An 18,078-nucleotide genomic window follows, 5' to 3' on the forward strand; every position below is an offset into this window, starting at 1 on the left:
GCGGCATGGCCGCTTTGGCCCACGTTTATGGATCCGGGGCATACCAGAACGGGATGCGGAACGCGCGGCGCCGTCCGCCCCCCCGCTCGCCGCCTGCAGCATTCCACACCAGTTCCAGGTCATGGCGTCCGGGTGCGAGCCCCCGGGTAGGCAGGTACCCCACTAGGCCGCGCATATCCAGGTCACGCCGCTCCATGGGCACGAAGCCATGCAGGTCGACCGGGGTGCCGTCCAGCTTGACCTGCCAGAGCCGGGAAAGGCACTCCACTGCGGCATTGGCGGCCTGTTGCCCGGTGGCCTCATTGCGCGCGTCCGGAAGTGCGGTGCAATGCTGGCGCGCCAGCGGATTGTCGCGTTGCGGGCGATGCGGAATGAACAAACGAAGCTGCGCACCGCTGATCGTGTCCGACGGGATCATCGGGTACGGCAGCAGCTGGTCATGCGCCGAACGCATCGATTCGTAATGCGCACTCAGCATGCCGTGCTCAACCGCCGCTTCGGTGACGATCTGGTAACGGTTGAACAGCGAGAACTTCAACGACGCCATCACCTGCACGGCCGCCAGCAGCATCGCTACCAGCACCGCGAACAGGTAGGCCGCCATGAACGAACGCGAGCGCAGGTTGCTCTGCATGGTCAGCTGCATGGTCTGCATCAGGCGCAACAGCGGAACCCGTTGCAGTGCCGCCAGCATGCCCTGCAGCAGTCGCTGCGGTCGCTCATGGGGCTGCCCGCGCGCCTGCCGCCGCGCCACGATCTTCTCCAAAATCCCGGGGGTAACAGCCAGCGCCAACATTGCGGCCAGCACGGTGCACAGGGCGAGCATGGCGACATGATCGGCGCCGCCGGACAGCGCGCCGATCACCATCGACACACCAAGCGTCAGGACGGCCAATACCAGAGTGCCCGCCAATGTCTGTACGGCAAGCAGGGTGGTCGAGAACAGCATCGTCGCCAGCCGGTCGGCACGTTCGATGCTGCCATCGAGGCCTCCGTCCCGGGCCTGCAGGAAGGCGCGCGTGACCGCCCCCATTCTTGGCAGGCGGTCCCAGTCAATGCCATCGGGGAAATGCGACCTGAGGCCGATCAGCCCGATCCAGTAGCCGCGCACCGTGAGGTGGATGATCAAGGCCACTGCCAGCACATAGCACATGCCGACACTGATGCTGAAACCGAACCAGAGCATCTGGAAGTACATGCCTTCGGTGTGCAGGCTGCTGCGCGCCCAGGCGTCGAACAGATAACCCGGCACGGCCAGCAGCGCGAACGCCAGCAGGCCCGAAATGAAGAGCTCGAGTTCATCGGTGCGATCACGCACCCGATGGGGATGGGCAGTCGCTTCCGGTATCGGGTCATGCCTTGCGAGCGGTGCCGGTTGGGGAGCTGGAGCCGATTCGTTCACTGGACATTCATCCGTTGAGTCGGCGCAGTATAGGCACGGCGCCGGAGTCAGCGATACAGGTCCGGAACGAAGAACGCCGGCGCGGGGCCGGCGTTCGAGTACTGCGATGTGCAAGGGGGGACGGGCGCTGTCGGCAACCGATCAACGATAGACGCGCTCGCAACGGCGCTCGACCACGCGGTCGCCGTTCTTCTGCTGGCTGTTGCCCTGGATCTGGCGACCCGCCGCACCACCAGCAACGGCACCGGCCACGGTAGCGAGCTTCTTGCCATTGCCGCCGCCCACCTGGTTGCCCAGCAGGCCGCCGATCACTGCGCCCGTGGCCGTACCGGCAATGCGGTTCGGATCGCGCGAGTTGCGCTGCACTTCCACGTTCTTGCAGACCACGCGGCTGCCGTCGTTGAACTTGCGTCCCTCATCGCGCGGGCCATACGTCTGCGCGCCGGCCACCGACGAAGCCGCCAGCAGGGTGCCCAGCACAAGCAATCGGGTCGAGGTCTTCATGGCCATCTCCTGAGTTCCGGTATGGCGCAAGTGTCCTCCCGCGGTTGGCAACCCAAGGTGAAATGCGCGTGTCCGCCAGCTCATCGGCCATCGCGCGTTCAGGAAGAAAATCCGCGCCCATCACGATCAGCCATCGTGATGGGCGCCGTCTCCCTACCGGCGTGCTGCCTTGCTAGAACTCTTCCCAGCCACCGGCGTTGGCCGCCACTGTCGGTTCGATGCGGGGTGAAAGCGCAGCGGGCCGGCGTACCGGAGTGACCGTCGCAGCTACCGCTGCCAATGCGGGGCGTACCACCGCCGCTGCCGTCGCCGCCCCCGTGCGGAACACCGAAACCGCCTCAGCCAGCAGGTTGGCCTGCTCTTCCATCGAGCGTGCCGCTGCACTGGCCTCTTCCACCAGCGCCGCATTCTGCTGCGTGGTCTCATCCATCTGCACCACAGCCTGGTTCACCTGCTCGATGCCCGAGCTCTGCTCCTGCGATGCGGCGGAGATATCAGCCATGATGTCGGTCACGCGCTGCACCGACGCCACGATCTCGCCCATCGTGGTGCCTGCCTGGCGGACCAGCGCCGATCCATCGGCGACCTTGCCGACCGAATCCTCGATCAGGCCCTTGATCTCCTTGGCTGCACCGGCCGAGCGCTGTGCCAGCGTGCGCACCTCACTGGCCACCACCGCAAAGCCCCTGCCCTGCTCGCCGGCACGCGCGGCTTCCACCGCCGCGTTCAAGGCCAGGATGTTGGTCTGGAAGGCGATGCCGTCGATGACACTGATGATCTCGGCGATCTTCTTCGACGAGGCTTCGATGGCCGACATCGTGGTGACCACCTGGCCGACCACCTCGCCGCCCTGCGAGGCGACACCGTGCGCGCCGATGGCGAGCTGATTGGCCTGGCGTGCATGCTCGGCGTTCTGCTTCACGGTGGAGGTCAGTTCCTCCATCGATGCTGCGGTCTCTTCCAGGTTTGCCGCCTGCTGTTCGGTACGCCGCGACAGATCGGTGTTGCCCGAGGCAATCTCGCCTGCTGCGAGGTTGATGCTGGACGCACTGGACTGGATGCGACCGACAATCTGCTTGAGCTGATCGACGGTGGCATTGCAGTCATCGCGCATGCGGGCGAACACGCCGTGGAAGTCGCCCTGCATGCGTACGGTGAGGTCACCGCGCGAGATCGCCTGCAGCAGCGTCGACACCTGCACCAGGTTCTCGTCGGTGGTCTGCATCAGGCGATTGAGTCCAGCCACCATGTCGCGGAAATCATAGGCGAAGCGATCTTCATCGCCGCGCAGGCTGAAGTCGCCCGCCGCCGCGGCCGTCGCCAGCCGGCGGATCTCGCCGTTGATCGCCGACAGGCTGGTCTTGGTCTCGTCCATTGCCTGGGTGATCGCCGCCTTCTCGCCCGGCAGCGGATCCATGTCCACCGACAGGTCGCCACGGGCGTAATGCTTCATCACTTCGATCAGCCGGTTCTGCACTTGCACGTGCGAGCCGACCAGCGCATTGGTCTCGTGCACCATGCGCCCGTAGTCGCCGGGGAAGGCAGCCTCGTCCATGCGATAGCTGAGGCTGCCGGCATCGTGCTGGCGGGCCAGCTCGCCCTGCGCCGCCATCACCGACTGCAACTGCGCCTGCATGCGCTGCATCGACCTGAGCAGCTGCGTCACCTCATCGTTGCCGGACGCGTCGATGCTGTTGTCCAACCGCCCGTTGGCGATGCCGTCGGCCAGCTTCACCGCACCTTCCAGCGGGCGGGTCAGGCTGCGGGTGATGGCCCACGCGGCCAGCGAGCCCAGTATCAGGCTCAGCACGCCGAACACGATCGACAGCGTGCCGGTCCAGGATTCGGTTGAACGGTATTCCTCGCGGCTGCGCGCGGTCAGTGTCTCCTGATGCCGCAGCAGGGTCGAGATCGTCTCGTTCCATGCGGTAGCCAGGCCGTGCTCGGCGAGCAGTTCCTTGGCCGCACCGTCAAAATCCCCCGCCTTCATGCGCTCGTGCAGATGCTGGGTGGAGGCGTCGGTGGCCTTGCGTGCCGCGTCGATCTTCGCCACCAGGGCATCACCGGTGGCATCGCGTGGAATCTTGATGTACTTGGCCCAGATGCCGTCGTAGGTCTGCGACAGCTCCTGCGCCTTCTGATAATCCTTGTCGAAATCCTCACCGCGCTTGATCACCATCAGCCGGCGATGCATCAGCACCGCGTTGTTGGTATCCAGCATGTCGTTCAACAGCCGCATCTTCACCATGTTGACGTCCACCACCTTCGAGAACTGGGCGGACTTCAGGTGATTCCCGTACAGCACCAGGCCGACGATGGCCACGATGAACAGCAGCAGCAATCCAAATCCGGCACCCAGCCGGGATCCCACTCGGAGGTTGCGTAAGGCGAGCATCTCAATTCCCTTGATCATGGCCGTACGATCGATGGCGGCGCAGGCAGGGGAAACTTTATGGGCTGGTATTATTATATCGATCCAAAACTCTGGAACTGTGCAGACAGGTGTGAAATAGGACGAACCACGAAGGCGTTATATCCAGAAGGTATATCGCCACGTGCAGCGAGATGGGATCAGACAGGGACCTGCCAGCCCGTTGCGCGGCATTACGGGGCAGCTGGCCCCGGGAAGACCAGATCCTTCCCGAGCCTTGCCGCATAGATGCTCTCGAACTGGAAAGAGAGCACAAACTGGAACCCGCATGCCGCGGCGTAACGCTTGATGAAGTGGCAGATTTCCTCCCAGGCGCTTTCAAACCTGCACGCGCGGAAATGGAACGAACCCAGCAGGCCCACCTGCCACGAGGCCTAATCCCTTCCGCTACGACAGCTTCCGGCGGGTCGACGATCCCGAAGCCGGTGTTGGATGCTGGAAGATATCCGCGCAGACCGTCAGTACCGTCGGAGTACTCGGCCTGGATCGAATCCAGAGCGTGCAGCACGGCAGCCAGATCTGCACCGGCTTCGACTTCGAGAAACAGCGAAATGCTCATTACCTGCGCAAGCCGATGAGGGTATGCCTGTTGAAGAACCGCATCTTCCCCTCGATCGTGAAGTCCGTGCGCCTGATCTCGCCCAGCATCATCTCGCGCTGCTCCTCGCTCAACGTGCAGGGCTCCAGAACATTGGCCTCCAGCACTCGCCCCGGGGGCGCCAGTCGCAGCTCGACAATGCAGGCATTGCCCTCGATGGGAACACCTGCTGGCCACGCCGTCATTGCGATCTCACGCATTTGCTCCTGGTACTCCACCTGCTCCGCTTCCTCTATCTGCGGGTTCGGCAGATCCGGCGGGTTCGCCGCTACGTACACAGCGGACTGCGTAGGCGTTGGCTCTGATATCGAACCAACGATCAGTTTGATCAGGGTGTTCTGTGAGGCCGTTACCGCCAAGGCGATCACCAGAGCGGTGTAGCTGACGCCGCCAGCCTTCTGCAGCTCAACGTGCCTCCGATGTGCCCCGCGATGCTCGGCATCAACCTTGCGGACAATCCTTCGGCAATGCGCCAGGTACAGCGGATTCGCCAGGATTCCTGCAAGTACGCGAAACACCACGAAGGAGAGCAAGGACAACCATGGCAGCCCCAGCAGCACGAAGGTGGTCATCAGCAACGGCGAAAGGATGAACCAGATCGCGCCCCACGCATGCATGCGCCGGAAGAAGAACCAGAGTGACGAGAACAGGAATGCCGGCCAGTTCCAGCGCCTTGGCGCCCTGCCGCTTGCGTCGTACAGCCTCCAGTAGTGGAGGTAGGTGGAGAACCGGTCTCCTACCACGATCGCCAGTGCGTCCTTCTCGCTCGGCCCATCAGAGGTTGCATCCGTGCTCTGTACCGCTTCACCGACGGCGCTGCCGAAGGTGGGTTCAATCCTTGCTCTCATTATTTTTCATCCAAACTCGACACGAAATCACTCAAGACCGCTTACCACGTAGCATTGCGGCCATTGAGATGCCCCTGCCTGCATTCAAGCGCGGCCTTACTCGAACTCAATGCAACGACCATAAACACTCTCAAGCCACGACGCAGATTGCAGTCACGACCTGCTCCGGCTCATCCTCAAGCGGCACACCCCAACCGGAAATTTCGAGGGCAGCGTACTGACCTCCGCTACAGAACCACTCCTCTGCTTCATCGAAATGCAACTCGGTGAAGCCAAGAAAATCTGAAACCAGACTTCCAATGCCAACTGAACCTGCTGCAAGTCCACGATAGGACTTACGTGCAACGACATCCCACGACATCCCCAATGCGTAAACCTTGATCGCCCGCACACCCCAGTCGCCGATCGTAATAGAGAGCGCAGGCATATCACCAGTGCGATCACCGCCAGGCAGGGAGAACAGGAGCCCGCCGTTTCCATGCTCGTCAGGACCATACCTTTCCAGACGAAGATCAGGCCCGTCCTTAAACCTGTACAACTGAGCATCCGCGTCGATCAGAAATGCAGCAATAGCCGCGTCCAGATCACCGTATGACGCATGCAGAGGTATGGCTGCCATGGATACGCCAGGAACAATCGGCGCATCCCATGCAACGGAGAATCCACTGGAAATACCCACCCCAAAACAAGAATTTTTCAAACCACTGAATTCAACCCTCCGCTTCCGCGGATTCAAGAATCTCACTTTGTCATCACAAATCGAGCCACCAGGACCCTAAAAGCCCAGGCCCGCACCGCGGCGAACAAATCGCACCGAAAATTTGCCCGACAACAATCAATCCAGAATTTGAAGTTTTAAAATCACATCCAAATTATTATCAATAATAATGCGATCGATCAAACCTGACACCTGTCGCAACCACGTCACCCGACTCAAAGAAGACAGATGTATCCATCCCATGCAGCATCACTGCATAGCCCTTGACGACGCCATCTTCCTCCCGACTTATCCCCAGCACACCACCACGTCGACCAACGTATACAGACCGGGGCTCAACGACCTCAACCTCCATATAGAAATCAATAGCTTCATTCATTTGTGCGTAATCCGTCCATCAAGCGAAATATTAAGATGCGACCCGTCGCGTGTCGCCCAGCCCAACTGCGCCTTTCCAGTTCTGGACAATTGCACATCCCACTCGAAAGCCTGCCCCTGAGTGCGCGACGGACCTTTTGTCCATTCATTACCAAATCTATCCAGATATCCATTATTGGGACCACGGGGAAGCGGATTTGATGCAGAGTATCCCGACGGAGGAACGTACCTTATTCTACCCTGAGTCGGCAATTCGACATATTTTATTCTGGCTTTTGATGACCAAACTTGTGCAGAACCGACCGACCCAACAGGATTGAATGGCGGTTCATCAAGGTACGCCAATCCGCCACGAGACACCGCGACTTCGCCAGACGAGGCGACTGATGCAGGTGGTGCTTTCCCACCCTTTACCAAGGCTCCCCCCTTTGCACCCGCAGCACTTGTGATCAGCGCGAGTGCCATATCCCGCCAATACTCACCACTGGTGAATATATTGGAAAGATCGCCAAACGCCTGACCGGTCTGCCCCCTTAATCCGTGCGTAAAGTAGGACCCCAAATCCAGAGCGTAGCCAGGTGCCATGCCCCAAAGCGGCGGAGGCAGTCCAGATACAACGAAATCGTTGTACTCATCCTTCTGCATGATGAGTCGAGGAGTTCCGTCTGACTCCGTCAGCGTGAAGCTGACAGTCTCGCCTGTCTCCTTGTTCTGATTCGCTATGACTTTATAGGCAACCTCATCACTGCTGTCGGAAATAACAACGGCCTTGGTGTTGTCCGACATCTCAAGAATCGTGGAACAGCCTCGCACAGCAGGATTGGCCTTGCAGACATCCAGAGCTTCCAGGTACTGATCCCAGTGCATCTGACGGTTGAACTGATCTCCCAGCAGCGCCGTGCCCGCACCATCACTACCACCCACGACTCCGCCCAGCGCAGCACTGGCGAGTTCGATCAGACTGTTGAACTCACCGCTCCGCGGATCCATGCCCTGACCGGTAAGGAAGCGTGTCATCGCCTCCTTGGCCAGCGCGGCACCGGTGGCACCCGCAGCGGCGCCGCCAATATCGCCGCCACTCAATGCCGCAACGGCAGCGCCTGTCAGGCCATGCAGCAAGACCTTGTTGCGCCCGCTTTCACCCCACTCGCTGATCCGCCGCAGCGCGTCGGCCTCGGCCTCGGCATCACCATTGGCGCGCGCAACTTCCAGATCCACCTTGGCCTGGGCACTCTTCTTGGAGGCCAGATTGCCAACGGCCTTGAAACCGATCTCCCCCAGGATCTGCGTGAGTTCCTGCCGCTCCTGAACCTTCTTCTCGTCGAAGATGGGCGCAAATCCATTGGCGTTGTCCAAACCAGTTACGCCGCGCTGCAGGTCTGCCAGCGTGCTGTTGTCTCCATTTCGAATGTCGATCGTGCCGTCGGCCACGCCGCTTCGCGTGGTGGAGCTCTTGCTGTCACCCGTTGGCAGGCCCGGCATCACCGAGGGGTTGAAGTTGAACCCGTCTGAAGGGCTCCCGCCGCCACTGGTACCGCCACTGATCGAGGCGGAAAGGAACTCCGCCCGGTTCTTGAGATCCTCAACCGTCAAGCTGCCCGTCGACAGCAGATTCTTCGAGGGATCCGCGGTGCTTGCGATGACGGCCCCGACCAGATGCGTGTTGCCCCCCACCTGCAACTGGAAGCCCCCGTCGCCGGCGGCGATTCCCGTCTGCTCTCGGACGCTACGGTAGTCACTGTCGATCATGGCGGCACTGCCGCTGGCACTACCCTCGAAGCCATAGCCAATCGTGGCTTCACCTTTCGCCGCAAGCTGCTGGCTCTTGTATCTATCCGTGTCCTGCTCTGTGCGCACCGTCAGATTGCCCGCCACCTGACCGATAACTTGGTTGGCAACCAGCTGTGCGCCCTGCAAAGTCGTGTCTCCACCACTCGCAAACGTAAGGCGATCCCCGGCCTTGATGATGCTTTCGTTGTGGACGGTGCCGTTCCCGTCGGCCTTGCCACGCGCGGCATTGGCGCCAACATAGACACCGATCGCTGCACCGCCGCCGCTGCTTCCACTGATCGCAACACCGATCTCTCCACCCTGGGACTGGTTTCTACTGTCCTGGGCATAGCGATCCTCGCTGCTTCGGATCATCAGATCCTTGGCCGCCGCAAGATCTACGTTGCGACCAGACACGTTACTGCCCACCACGGTCAGATCGCCGCCGGTGGCTGCGATCACCACATCGCCATCACTGTGCAATGTGCTGCCACGATGGGTCGTCTGCTCCATCGTCGTTTCCGACTGGGATCGCTGGGTTCCTGCGGTCACCCGGACGTTCAATCCGGCGCCGCCACCGCCATCGCCCGACTGCTGCCCCGCAGCCTGGGCCACCGCGATTGCACCCTGCGCCGCCTTGTACGCATAGAGCGCCTTGAGGCGATCGTCCTCGACCTCGTCTGCGCGCTTGGCGAAGGCATACACGGCGCGTGCACTTTGAATGGTATCAACGGTCGCACCGCCCACGGCAACATTCAGACCGGACTGCCTGAAGTAATTCCTGTCGTTGTACTCCGAGTACTGTTCTGCCGAATCGATACGCACATCCTTGCCAAGCAACGTCATTCCGTTCCTGGAGAGCACATCGGAGCCCCCGATGTGCAGCGTTTCGCCCGCAGTCAGCGTCACGCTGCCCAGCGCGCTGCCGACGATGCTTCCTTCTGCGATCGTTTCGGTGAGGGAACTGCTGTTGCCGCTGCTTCGGCTACCGAACGTAACCCCGAAGCTGCCATTCATCCCTCCAAGCAGCCCGGACTTCTTGCGATCGCTGCTGTGCTGTTCGGAATGAGTGGACTCCGCAGCAACAATACTGAGATTGCCCTTGGCAGCCATCACTACGTCGCCGGTGGCCGCAATCTTGGCGCCCTCAGCTGTGATGTCACGACCTGCGCCGATGCTGACCCGCTCACCCGACAGAACCGTGCCAACGGCTAGTACGTCCTGGGTTGCATCGTGCGTTGCGGTACGCGTAGTGGAAGTGAGTCCTCGCTTCTTGCGCTGCGTATCCTGCTCCCAGGTGTGCTCTTCCTGCGTGGATTTCAGATTCACATCACGGCCGGCACCAATGCTGATCGCGTCCTGTTCGCTTCGTACCTCTGCGGCTACCAGGTTCACATCGCGCCCTGCACTGAGTGCTATTCCGCCGTCAGCAGACAACTGACTGCCGCGCACCGTCTCATCACGCTGGCTGACCTGCAGCGAGCTGCGCTTGCCCGCACTGGAGAAATCGCGGCTTTCGCTGTCCACCAGCGCCTGGCTGTTGATGTCTCCACCGGCCTGCAGCGCCAGACCGCCCGCCGCCTTGATCTGCGCTGCGGCCAGGTTGATGTCCTTGCCTGCGGCCAGCACCACATCGCCAGCGCCCTGCACCGATGTGGCAGCGTGTGTCGTCCTGCTGCTGCGCTGATGGTTGCGTTCATCGAAGGTGGCGTCGCGGCGCTCCTCCAGCGCAATCGCGCCAACATCCAGAGTGCCGCCTGCGGCCAGCTGGGTCAGGCCGTCGGCGCCGGCGTTGCGGATCTGTGCGGCCTGCAGGCTGATGTCACCACCGGCCACCACCGACAGCATGCCGTCGCCACTGGGATTGGTTACATACAGACCGGCGACCCGATCGATGCGGTTGGTCTCGTACTGGTAGGTGCCACCGCCCTGCTGTGTCTCCACCGTGGAGGCCACCGTGACATTGCCCGCAGCCTTGACCGACAGCGCATCGGTGGCCGTCACGGCGGCACCCACAACACGGATGTCCTTGTCCGACGACAGCCCGACGTACTGGCCGGAAATGCTGCCGCCCAGATGCTCGATGTTGCCGGCATCGATGGTCACCAGCTTGCGCCCGGCGATGTTGCCGGTGTTGACCAGGCCATTGCCCAGTTTGATATCGACATTGGCGCCTGCCAGCAGTGCGCCGTTGCCGTCCAGGTCGCCCGGGCGCAGGCGCAGGTAGACCTGCGGCACCAGCGCGGTGGTGGTGCTGCCATCGGCCAGGGTGACGGTCTGCTCGACCAGCCAGACGATGTCGCTGGTCAGCTGTGCCATCTGCGCTTCGGTCAGCGCCACGCCGGGGCGAAGGCCCCATTCGCTGGCCACCGTGGCACCGGCCTCCAGCAGCGCGCGGTACTGCGCCTCGTCACTGGCGTAGCCGTCCAGGAAGCGGCGACCGGTCAGCTGGCCGATCTGCTCGCGCACCAGCTTCTGCTCGTAGTACCCATCACCCAGCCGCTTCTGCACGGTATCGGGCGAGTAGCCCATCTGGCCCAGCAGATGGTCCGAACTCAGCCAGGTCCTGTGGTCGGTGAAGCGCGGATCGGTCTCGACCAGATAGTGGCCGCCGTTGGGATTGACGTTGAACAGGCTGGCGCTCGGCGCGCGCGTGTCCGGTGCACCCATCGCGATGCGATCCGGCGATCCTCCACTGGCTGCGACCACGCGCGGCCCGGACGTACCGGTGTTGCCGCTCACGCCGCCGACGCTGCTCCCTTGCTGGGTACTTGCACCATCGGCCGCCTGTGCCAGCGCGCGTTCGGCACCGGTGCCAGTGGATTGGCCCGGCCCCTGCGCACCGCCACGACCCGGCCCATCCGGCAGCGCCGTGGGCCCCTGCACGTTGAGGTTGGCCATGGCCGAACCGTTCTGCACGTTCGGCGCGTTGCGCCCCTGGTTGAGGTTGCTCAGGTCACCGACGTCGATGCTCAACGAGCCGCCGCTGACAATGCTGCCGCCAATCTTACCGGTCACCTCGGAAATGGCCGGAGCACTCCAGGTCATCACATCCCCGCCGAACGTGTGGCTGACGTTGGAGAACTGGTTCGTGCGATACAGCGTGGCCGCCAGGTTCTCCACCCTTGCCGCGCCGGTCAGGCCGATGATGTCCAGATCGCCGCCGGCGGCAATGCTGCCGTAGTGGTTGCGCAGGTCATCGCTGCGGATGCGCATCGCACCGCCTGACCGGATGACCGCATCGGCACCGACGCTCGGCTGCAACACATCTTCGGTCACGGTGCGCGTGGCCAGGCGATACTGCTCGTTGGCACTGGTGGAGTTGCCGCCCGCAAACTGTGGGCTGGTCAGAATGCGGTCGGGATCGTAGTCCTTGTAGGTCCACAACTGCACGCAGTTGGTCGTACAGGTGCCATACGCTGACGAGTAGGTGAGTTTGTCATCGACGTAGCGGAATGCCGGCGAATCGGGATGCAGGGTGGCCAGCTCGGCAAACGGATCGTCGGCACCAGCGGCAACCTGGTCCGGATTGACCTGGTTGTCCTGGCGGCCGACGTAGTACATCACCACCGTGCCGTCCTGCACGTTCAGCCGCGCACGCTCACCCAGCGCGGCATACAGCCCACCGCGCCCGAAGAAGTAGGCACTGGTCTGCGCGGTCAGTCGTACCACCGCTCGGTGCACGGTGAAGCCATCCGGCGTGATGTGCGGCGTGTCTTCCAAGATATCGGTCGGGTTGAGGTAGTACACCTCGTGCGCCGTATAGTGACTGGTGCTGCGAATGTCCTCGGTGCCATTCTTGCCGTTGCGCCACCAGGCGGGTCGATCCATGCGCACCGGAGCGTTCACGGCGGTGGTCTGTGTGATGACCACGTTCTCGCGGATGTTGTTGACCGCCTGCGCATCGATGGACAGGTTGCCGCTCACATCGATGACCGAGCTGATGTTGTCGATCCGCCCGGCAATGCCGCTGGCGATCCGGTCGGCGCCGAGCGCGCCACCGATGGCCGCATCACCGCCGCTGTAGATCAGGCCCTTGCCGGTGTTCTGCAGTTCGCGCACGCCCAGGTCCAGCCGCTCGCGTGCGGCCACGGTGCCGACGCGGGTGGCACCACCGGCCTCTTCGGCGCGGTTCTTCAGCACGCCGGTGGAGATCGCCACGCGATCACCATAGATTCGCCCGGTGCCAAGATTGTCGATTTCGCTGGCCTCCAGGTGGGTCAGCGCGCCATCGATCAGGCCCCGGTTGGTCAGCTGGCCATGGGCATTGAGGTGGGTCGTGCCCTGGCTGGAGATCTCACCCGAGGCCGCATTGGTGATGTTCTGGGCGTTGAGGTCGAGGTTGCCACCGCGCACCACACCCTGGTTGTCGAGGTCGCCGGACAGGTTCAGCGACAGCGTGCCGTTGGCGATCCATTCGCCACGTTGGCGCATGCCCTGCTGCAGGGTGAGGCCGAGGTCACGCTGCGCATGCACCTGGCCGTCTTCGCTGAGCGCACGTGCGACCAGGGTCTGGCTGCCATCGGCGCGCAGCAGGCCACCGCTGTTGGCGACGTTGTCCGCCTGGCTGTCCAGGTTGCCGCCGGTGCTGATCACGCCGCCGGTGTTCTGCATCTGGCCATTGATCTGCAGCCGCGCACCGCCATCGGTGACGATCTGGCCCTGGCTGTTGTCCAGCCACTGTGCCCCGAACTGCAGCTGGCCCGCCTGCAGGCCACGCGTGCCGTCGCCGCCACGGGTGTTGCGGTTGTCCACGCTGGCGGCCGTGAGGGTCAGCAGCTGGCCGGCCGCGATCGCGCCGTCGGCGTTGTCCAGGTGCCCGCCCAGGGTCAGGTCGAGATTGCGCCCGGCCTGCACGCGACCACTGGCATTGGCCAGGCTCGCCGCCTGCAGCGACAGGTTCGCGGCGCTGGCAAGTGTTCCACCGGAACTGTTGTCGACGCGGGCCAGCAGCAAGCGCGCATCGCCTTGTGCATTGACTGCGCCGCCACGGTTGTCCAGCGCGCCACCATCCAGCTGCAGCTTTCCGGCCGCCAGCAATCCACCGCTGCCGGCGGTGGCGCGGTTGTCGATGTCCTGCCCCGCGGTATCGATGTGCAGATCGGCAGCCGACTGCACGCGGCCGCCCTGGTTGTCCATCGCGCCACTGCGAACGATCAGGTCGCCCTTCTGGGTGCCCAGCGTGCCGGCGCGGTTGTCCAGCCGCTGGCCGCGGGTATCGATGTCCAGCTGGCCGCCCAGCAGCGTGCCGCGCTGGTTGAGCAGGCCGTTGCCCTGCAACTGCAGCCGTTCGCCGGCCTGCATCGCGCCGTCGCTGTTGTCTACGCCTGCCGCCGTGGTCGCGCTCAGGTCCTTGCCAGCGACCAGGGTGCCGTGGCGGTTGTCGAGACTGCCGACGCCCAGGGTCATCGTGCCGGTACTGGACAGCAGCCCCTGCTCGCCATTGTCGAGGCGACCGTCAACGCCCAGCACCAGCGCGCTGCCGCCCGCATGGACGGTGCCCCCCTGGTTGCCGAGGCTGGCCGCGGTGACCGTGCCGGCACCGCCGAGCAGGATGCGGCCCTTCTGGTTGTCCAGCGCCTGGCCGATCGCCAGCGTGGAGTGACCCGCGCCTGCACCCTGCAGCGTGCCCTGTGCATTGATCAGCTGCTGCGCGGTGACAGCCAGCGCGCCATTGCTGGCCAGCGATCCACCGCGATTGTCCAGCACACCCTGTACGCGCAGGCGCAGCGCGTCTTCACCGGTTGCGGTGAGCGTGCCACCGGCGGTGGTCAGGGTATCGGCGGTGATGTCGACGCGGCGCGCCGAGGTGGTTGCCGCGGCCAGATCGAGGTTGGCGCCGTCCAGCGCGAAGCTGCCATTGCTGAGCACGCTGCCGCCGTTGCCCAGCAGGGTCTTCGCCGAGACCTGCAGCTGGCCGCTCCCCGCGTGCTGGATCCTGCCTGCACGGTTGTCCAGCGCCTGTGCCAGCAGGCCCAGGTCGCCATTGCTGGCCAGCGTGCCACCGGCATTGCCCAGCGTCGTGGCCTTGATGCGACTGGCGCCTTCGCCGCTGGCGATGATGCGGCCACCGGCGTTGTCGAGCGTAGTGGCCTCAAGGTCGAGGCGATCGGCGCCCAGCGTCGCGTCACGATGATCCACGTCGCCAGCACGCAGGGTCAGCGTGGCCGAGGAGACCAGCGTGCCCTTGCTGCCGTCCAGGCGGCCGGTGGTGATGTCCAGGCCCTGGTTGCCGGCCTGGCGGATGCTGCCGCCACTGTTGTCCAGCCGTGCGGAAGTGACCGTCAGGCGGTTGGCATTGCTGGCGATCGTGCCTTCGTGGTTGTCCAGCGCAGCGACGATCTGCAGCGTGCTGTCAGCCGTTCCGGCACCGCTGAGCGTGCCCTTGCGGTTGATCAGTTCACCGGCCTGAACATCCAGCGCGCCGTTGCCGGCGATCGTGCCGCCGCTGTTTTCCACGCGCTGCGCCACGTGCAGTCGCAGCGTGTCGTTGCCGGTCGCGCTGAGGTTGCCGCCGGCATTGTCCAGGTGCTGTGCATCGATGGCGATGCGCTCGGCCTGGGTAATGCTGCCGGCCCCCAGCTGCAGTTGGCCGCCCTCAAGCATCAGCGACGACTGGCTGAGGATGCGGCCCCCCGCGCCCTGCAGGCTGTCGGCGTGGATCTGCAACGTGCCGCCGCCGGCGTGTTCGATCGCCCCACTCCGGTTGTCCAGCCTTGCCGCCTGCAATCGCAGATCGCCAGAACCGGCCAATCGGCCACCGTTGCTGTTGTCCAGCAGCTCGCGGACCTGCACCTGCAATGCAGCGCTGCCTGCGGCCAGTACCTTGCCGCCCTGGTTGACCAGGCTGTCGGCCTGCAGCTGCACCTGGCCATTGCCGGAAATGCCGCCGCCGCTGTTATCCAGCGTGCCGCGCACCGTCAGCGCCACACCCTGCGTGCCGGCCGACTGCAGCGTGCCCTTCTGGTTGTCGATGCGACCGGCGTCGATGCGCAGGCCGCCGTTGCCGACGATCTGGCCGCCCTGATTGTCGAACGCATCGCGCACGTCCAGCGCCAGCGCCGAGACACCCTGCGAGACGATCTGGCCCTGGCGGTTGCGCAGTGCCCCGGCGTGGATCTGCACGCTCTGCGCCGATGTCGTACCACCACTCACGTCCAACTCCCCGCCGGACAGCACCAGCGCGCCGTTGCTGAGCAGGCGCCCTTCGCTGCCACGCAACGTATCGGCCTGCACGCTCAGGGTGCCGGTGCCAGCCTGCTGAACCAGGCCGTTGCTGTTGTCCAGCGTGGTCGCGACCAGTGCCAGATCGCCGTTGCCGGCCAACGTGCCGCGGGCACTGTTGTCCAGCGTCGTGGCCTTCACCGAACTGGCCCCGCTACCCAGCGACAGCAGGCTGCCGCCCCGGTTGTCCAGCGTCGCGGCCAGGATCTCGAACCCGGCCGCACTGAGCGAACCGTTGCGCAGATCGGCGTTGCCGACCGACCATTGCAGGCGGCCCAGGGTACTCAGTCGCCCACCGCTGCCGGCCCAGTCGCCCGTATCCGCCGCGAGACCACCGCCACCGGCATGTTCGATGCGGCCTCCCGCATTGCCGACCTGGCCTGCGCGCAATGCAAGCCGCGTGGCATTGGTGGCCAGCAGGCCACCGTCGTTGTTGAACAGGCCCTTCACCGTCCACGACGATGCCGCCTTGCCGGCGTGGCGCAGTTCACCACCGCGGTTGTCGAGCGCCTGCGCATCCAGCGACAGGTCGCCGGCCACGCTCAGCGCACCCTTCTGGTTCGACAACAGGCCCACCTGCAACGCGGCATCGCCATGCACCTGCAGCATGCCGCCGTCATTGCGCAGCTCCCCCCCGGCCTGCAGCGCGCTCACTCCCAGGCGACCGCCGCTGTTGTCGAGACCGTTGCGTGCGGCCAGTGACACCGAGCCGCCGTTGCTGATGCTGCCGCCGTCGTTGTCCAGCGTACCGGCGATGGCGATCAGGCCCTCGGCCAGGGGCAGCTCCGGCGACGTCGGCGTACCCGCCGAGCCGCCATTGCCGCCTCCGGTTCCCGGCGTTCCCGGCGTGCCGGTTCCCGGTGTTCCACCGCCATTGCCGGGCGACGCGCCGCTGCCAGCGCTGCTCCCGTTACCACCTGATGCCATGGCATCCAGTGCACCCAACAGGCCATTGCTACGGTTGCTGGCTGCGTCGGCCTTGAGTGCCAGCCCTTGCACACCGGTCTGTTCAATGGCGCCGCCATGGTTGCGCAACCCCTGCGCCTGCAGCTGCAGGCGCTGTGCATTGAGCGTGCCGTTGCTGTTGTCCAGCGTGCCACCGGCGGTGATCGCAACTTCGCGCGTGGCCGCGATGGTGCCGCCATTGGCAAGATCGCCACTGGCGTGCACGCGCACGTTCTGCCGCGACTGCAGGGCGCCGGTGTTTTCCAGCCGGCCATCCACCGTCACCACCAGCTCGCCGGCCTGTGCGCCAATGCTGCCGGCATTGCGCACGCCCACGCCGTGCTCGTTGCCGACCAGCCAGATCTTGTTGGCGAACATGCCGCCCAGCGCGCCAACGTCCAGCGCGAAGGCCGGTGCCTCGCCGCTGGCCGCGGTCGCGCTGGCCTGGCTGTGGTCGGCACTGACTACGTTGTTGCCCAGCGTCGCCTGCAGCTGGTTGGCCCAGATGCCGGCGTTGACCTGCAACGAACGGGTGATCAGGTCGGTGTAATCGGCACGGCTGGTGTCCAGGCCATCGCCATCGATCTGGATCGCGCCACCGGTGACCCGATAGCCCTCAAGTGCGCCTGCACCCGTGAACATCGGCGTGCCGGTGGTCAGGGTCACCCGGCTGGCATTGAGGAACCCACCGCCGTTGACCTGGATCCCGGCCGGGTTGGCAATGATCACTTCGGCGCGCTGCCCGGCCACTTCCACATAGCCGTTGAGCCGGCTGACCGGACCATTCACTTCATTGAGGATCACCCGTGCACTGCCGGTGGCGAGCCACGGGTTGCCCTGTACCCAGCCGCCCAGCTGCGTCTGCACCTGGCCGCGGGCGTTGTTGAGGATGACGCCATCGCGGCCCACATCGAACTGCGAATAGCGGTTGCGCGACACACCCGCCGCCGACGGCGTGGTGATGTTCACCATCGGCACGCCATTGGGTGCGGTCACCATCGTCGGCCGTTCACGGCCCGGCGCATTCGGATCGGAAATGATGCGCGCATCGGACTGCGCCAGCGCAGGCGTTCCCAGGCTGACCCAGCCCAGTGAGCACATCAGTGCGAAACCCAGCGGCGACAGCGCGGCGCTCTGCCGGCCCGGCACATGGCCGACCAGGCCACCGCCGCCCTTCACCAGCTCCGAAGCCACCTGCCAGACGCGCAGCGCGCGGTTGAAAACCAGACGATAGATAGTGTTCATGTCACGTGTCCTTGT

The 18,078-nt window shown here is 64.3% G+C and carries 7 protein-coding genes; all 7 read right to left on the minus strand.

Going from position 1 to position 18,078, the window contains the following annotated elements:
* Nucleotides 1-25: 25 nt before the first annotated feature.
* The 7 genes from ACM0PY_RS12605 to ACM0PY_RS12635 all read right to left on the minus strand — a co-directional run bounded on the left by ACM0PY_RS12605 (nucleotide 26) and on the right by ACM0PY_RS12635 (nucleotide 18,063).
* Nucleotides 26-1,318, minus strand: a complete 1,293-nt coding sequence (locus ACM0PY_RS12605) for a hypothetical protein (RefSeq protein WP_180895423.1) — start codon at nucleotides 1,316-1,318, stop codon at nucleotides 26-28.
* Between the two features lie 225 nt (nucleotides 1,319-1,543).
* Entirely contained in the window at nucleotides 1,544-1,912 is a 369-nt protein-coding gene (locus ACM0PY_RS12610) for a glycine zipper 2TM domain-containing protein (protein ID WP_005415760.1), read from the minus strand.
* 166 nt (nucleotides 1,913-2,078) lie between these two features.
* Nucleotides 2,079-4,301 (minus strand): methyl-accepting chemotaxis protein, encoded by a 2,223-nt coding sequence (locus tag ACM0PY_RS12615; RefSeq protein WP_180884690.1) that lies wholly within the window; start codon nucleotides 4,299-4,301, stop codon nucleotides 2,079-2,081.
* A gap of 594 nt (nucleotides 4,302-4,895) precedes the next feature.
* Nucleotides 4,896-5,783 (minus strand): DUF2628 domain-containing protein, encoded by an 888-nt coding sequence (locus ACM0PY_RS12620; RefSeq protein ID WP_134970743.1) that lies wholly within the window; start codon nucleotides 5,781-5,783, stop codon nucleotides 4,896-4,898.
* 130 nt (nucleotides 5,784-5,913) lie between these two features.
* Nucleotides 5,914-6,519 (minus strand): hypothetical protein, encoded by a 606-nt coding sequence (locus ACM0PY_RS12625; RefSeq protein WP_235646578.1) that lies wholly within the window; start codon nucleotides 6,517-6,519, stop codon nucleotides 5,914-5,916.
* A 142-nt stretch (nucleotides 6,520-6,661) separates the two neighbouring features.
* The gene (locus ACM0PY_RS12630; protein WP_134970741.1) at nucleotides 6,662-6,880 is read right to left on the minus strand and encodes a hypothetical protein; all 219 of its coding nucleotides are present in this window, start codon (nucleotides 6,878-6,880) and stop codon (nucleotides 6,662-6,664) included.
* Entirely contained in the window at nucleotides 6,877-18,063 is an 11,187-nt protein-coding gene (locus tag ACM0PY_RS12635; protein ID WP_414609420.1) for a hemagglutinin repeat-containing protein, read from the minus strand. The genes ACM0PY_RS12630 and ACM0PY_RS12635 overlap by 4 nt, the downstream gene beginning before the upstream one ends.
* Between the last annotated feature and the right edge of the window lie 15 nt (nucleotides 18,064-18,078).

Origin of the sequence: Stenotrophomonas sp. BR163 (genome assembly GCF_047520985.2) — a bacterium.
Classification (GTDB): domain Bacteria; phylum Pseudomonadota; class Gammaproteobacteria; order Xanthomonadales; family Xanthomonadaceae; genus Stenotrophomonas; species Stenotrophomonas sepilia.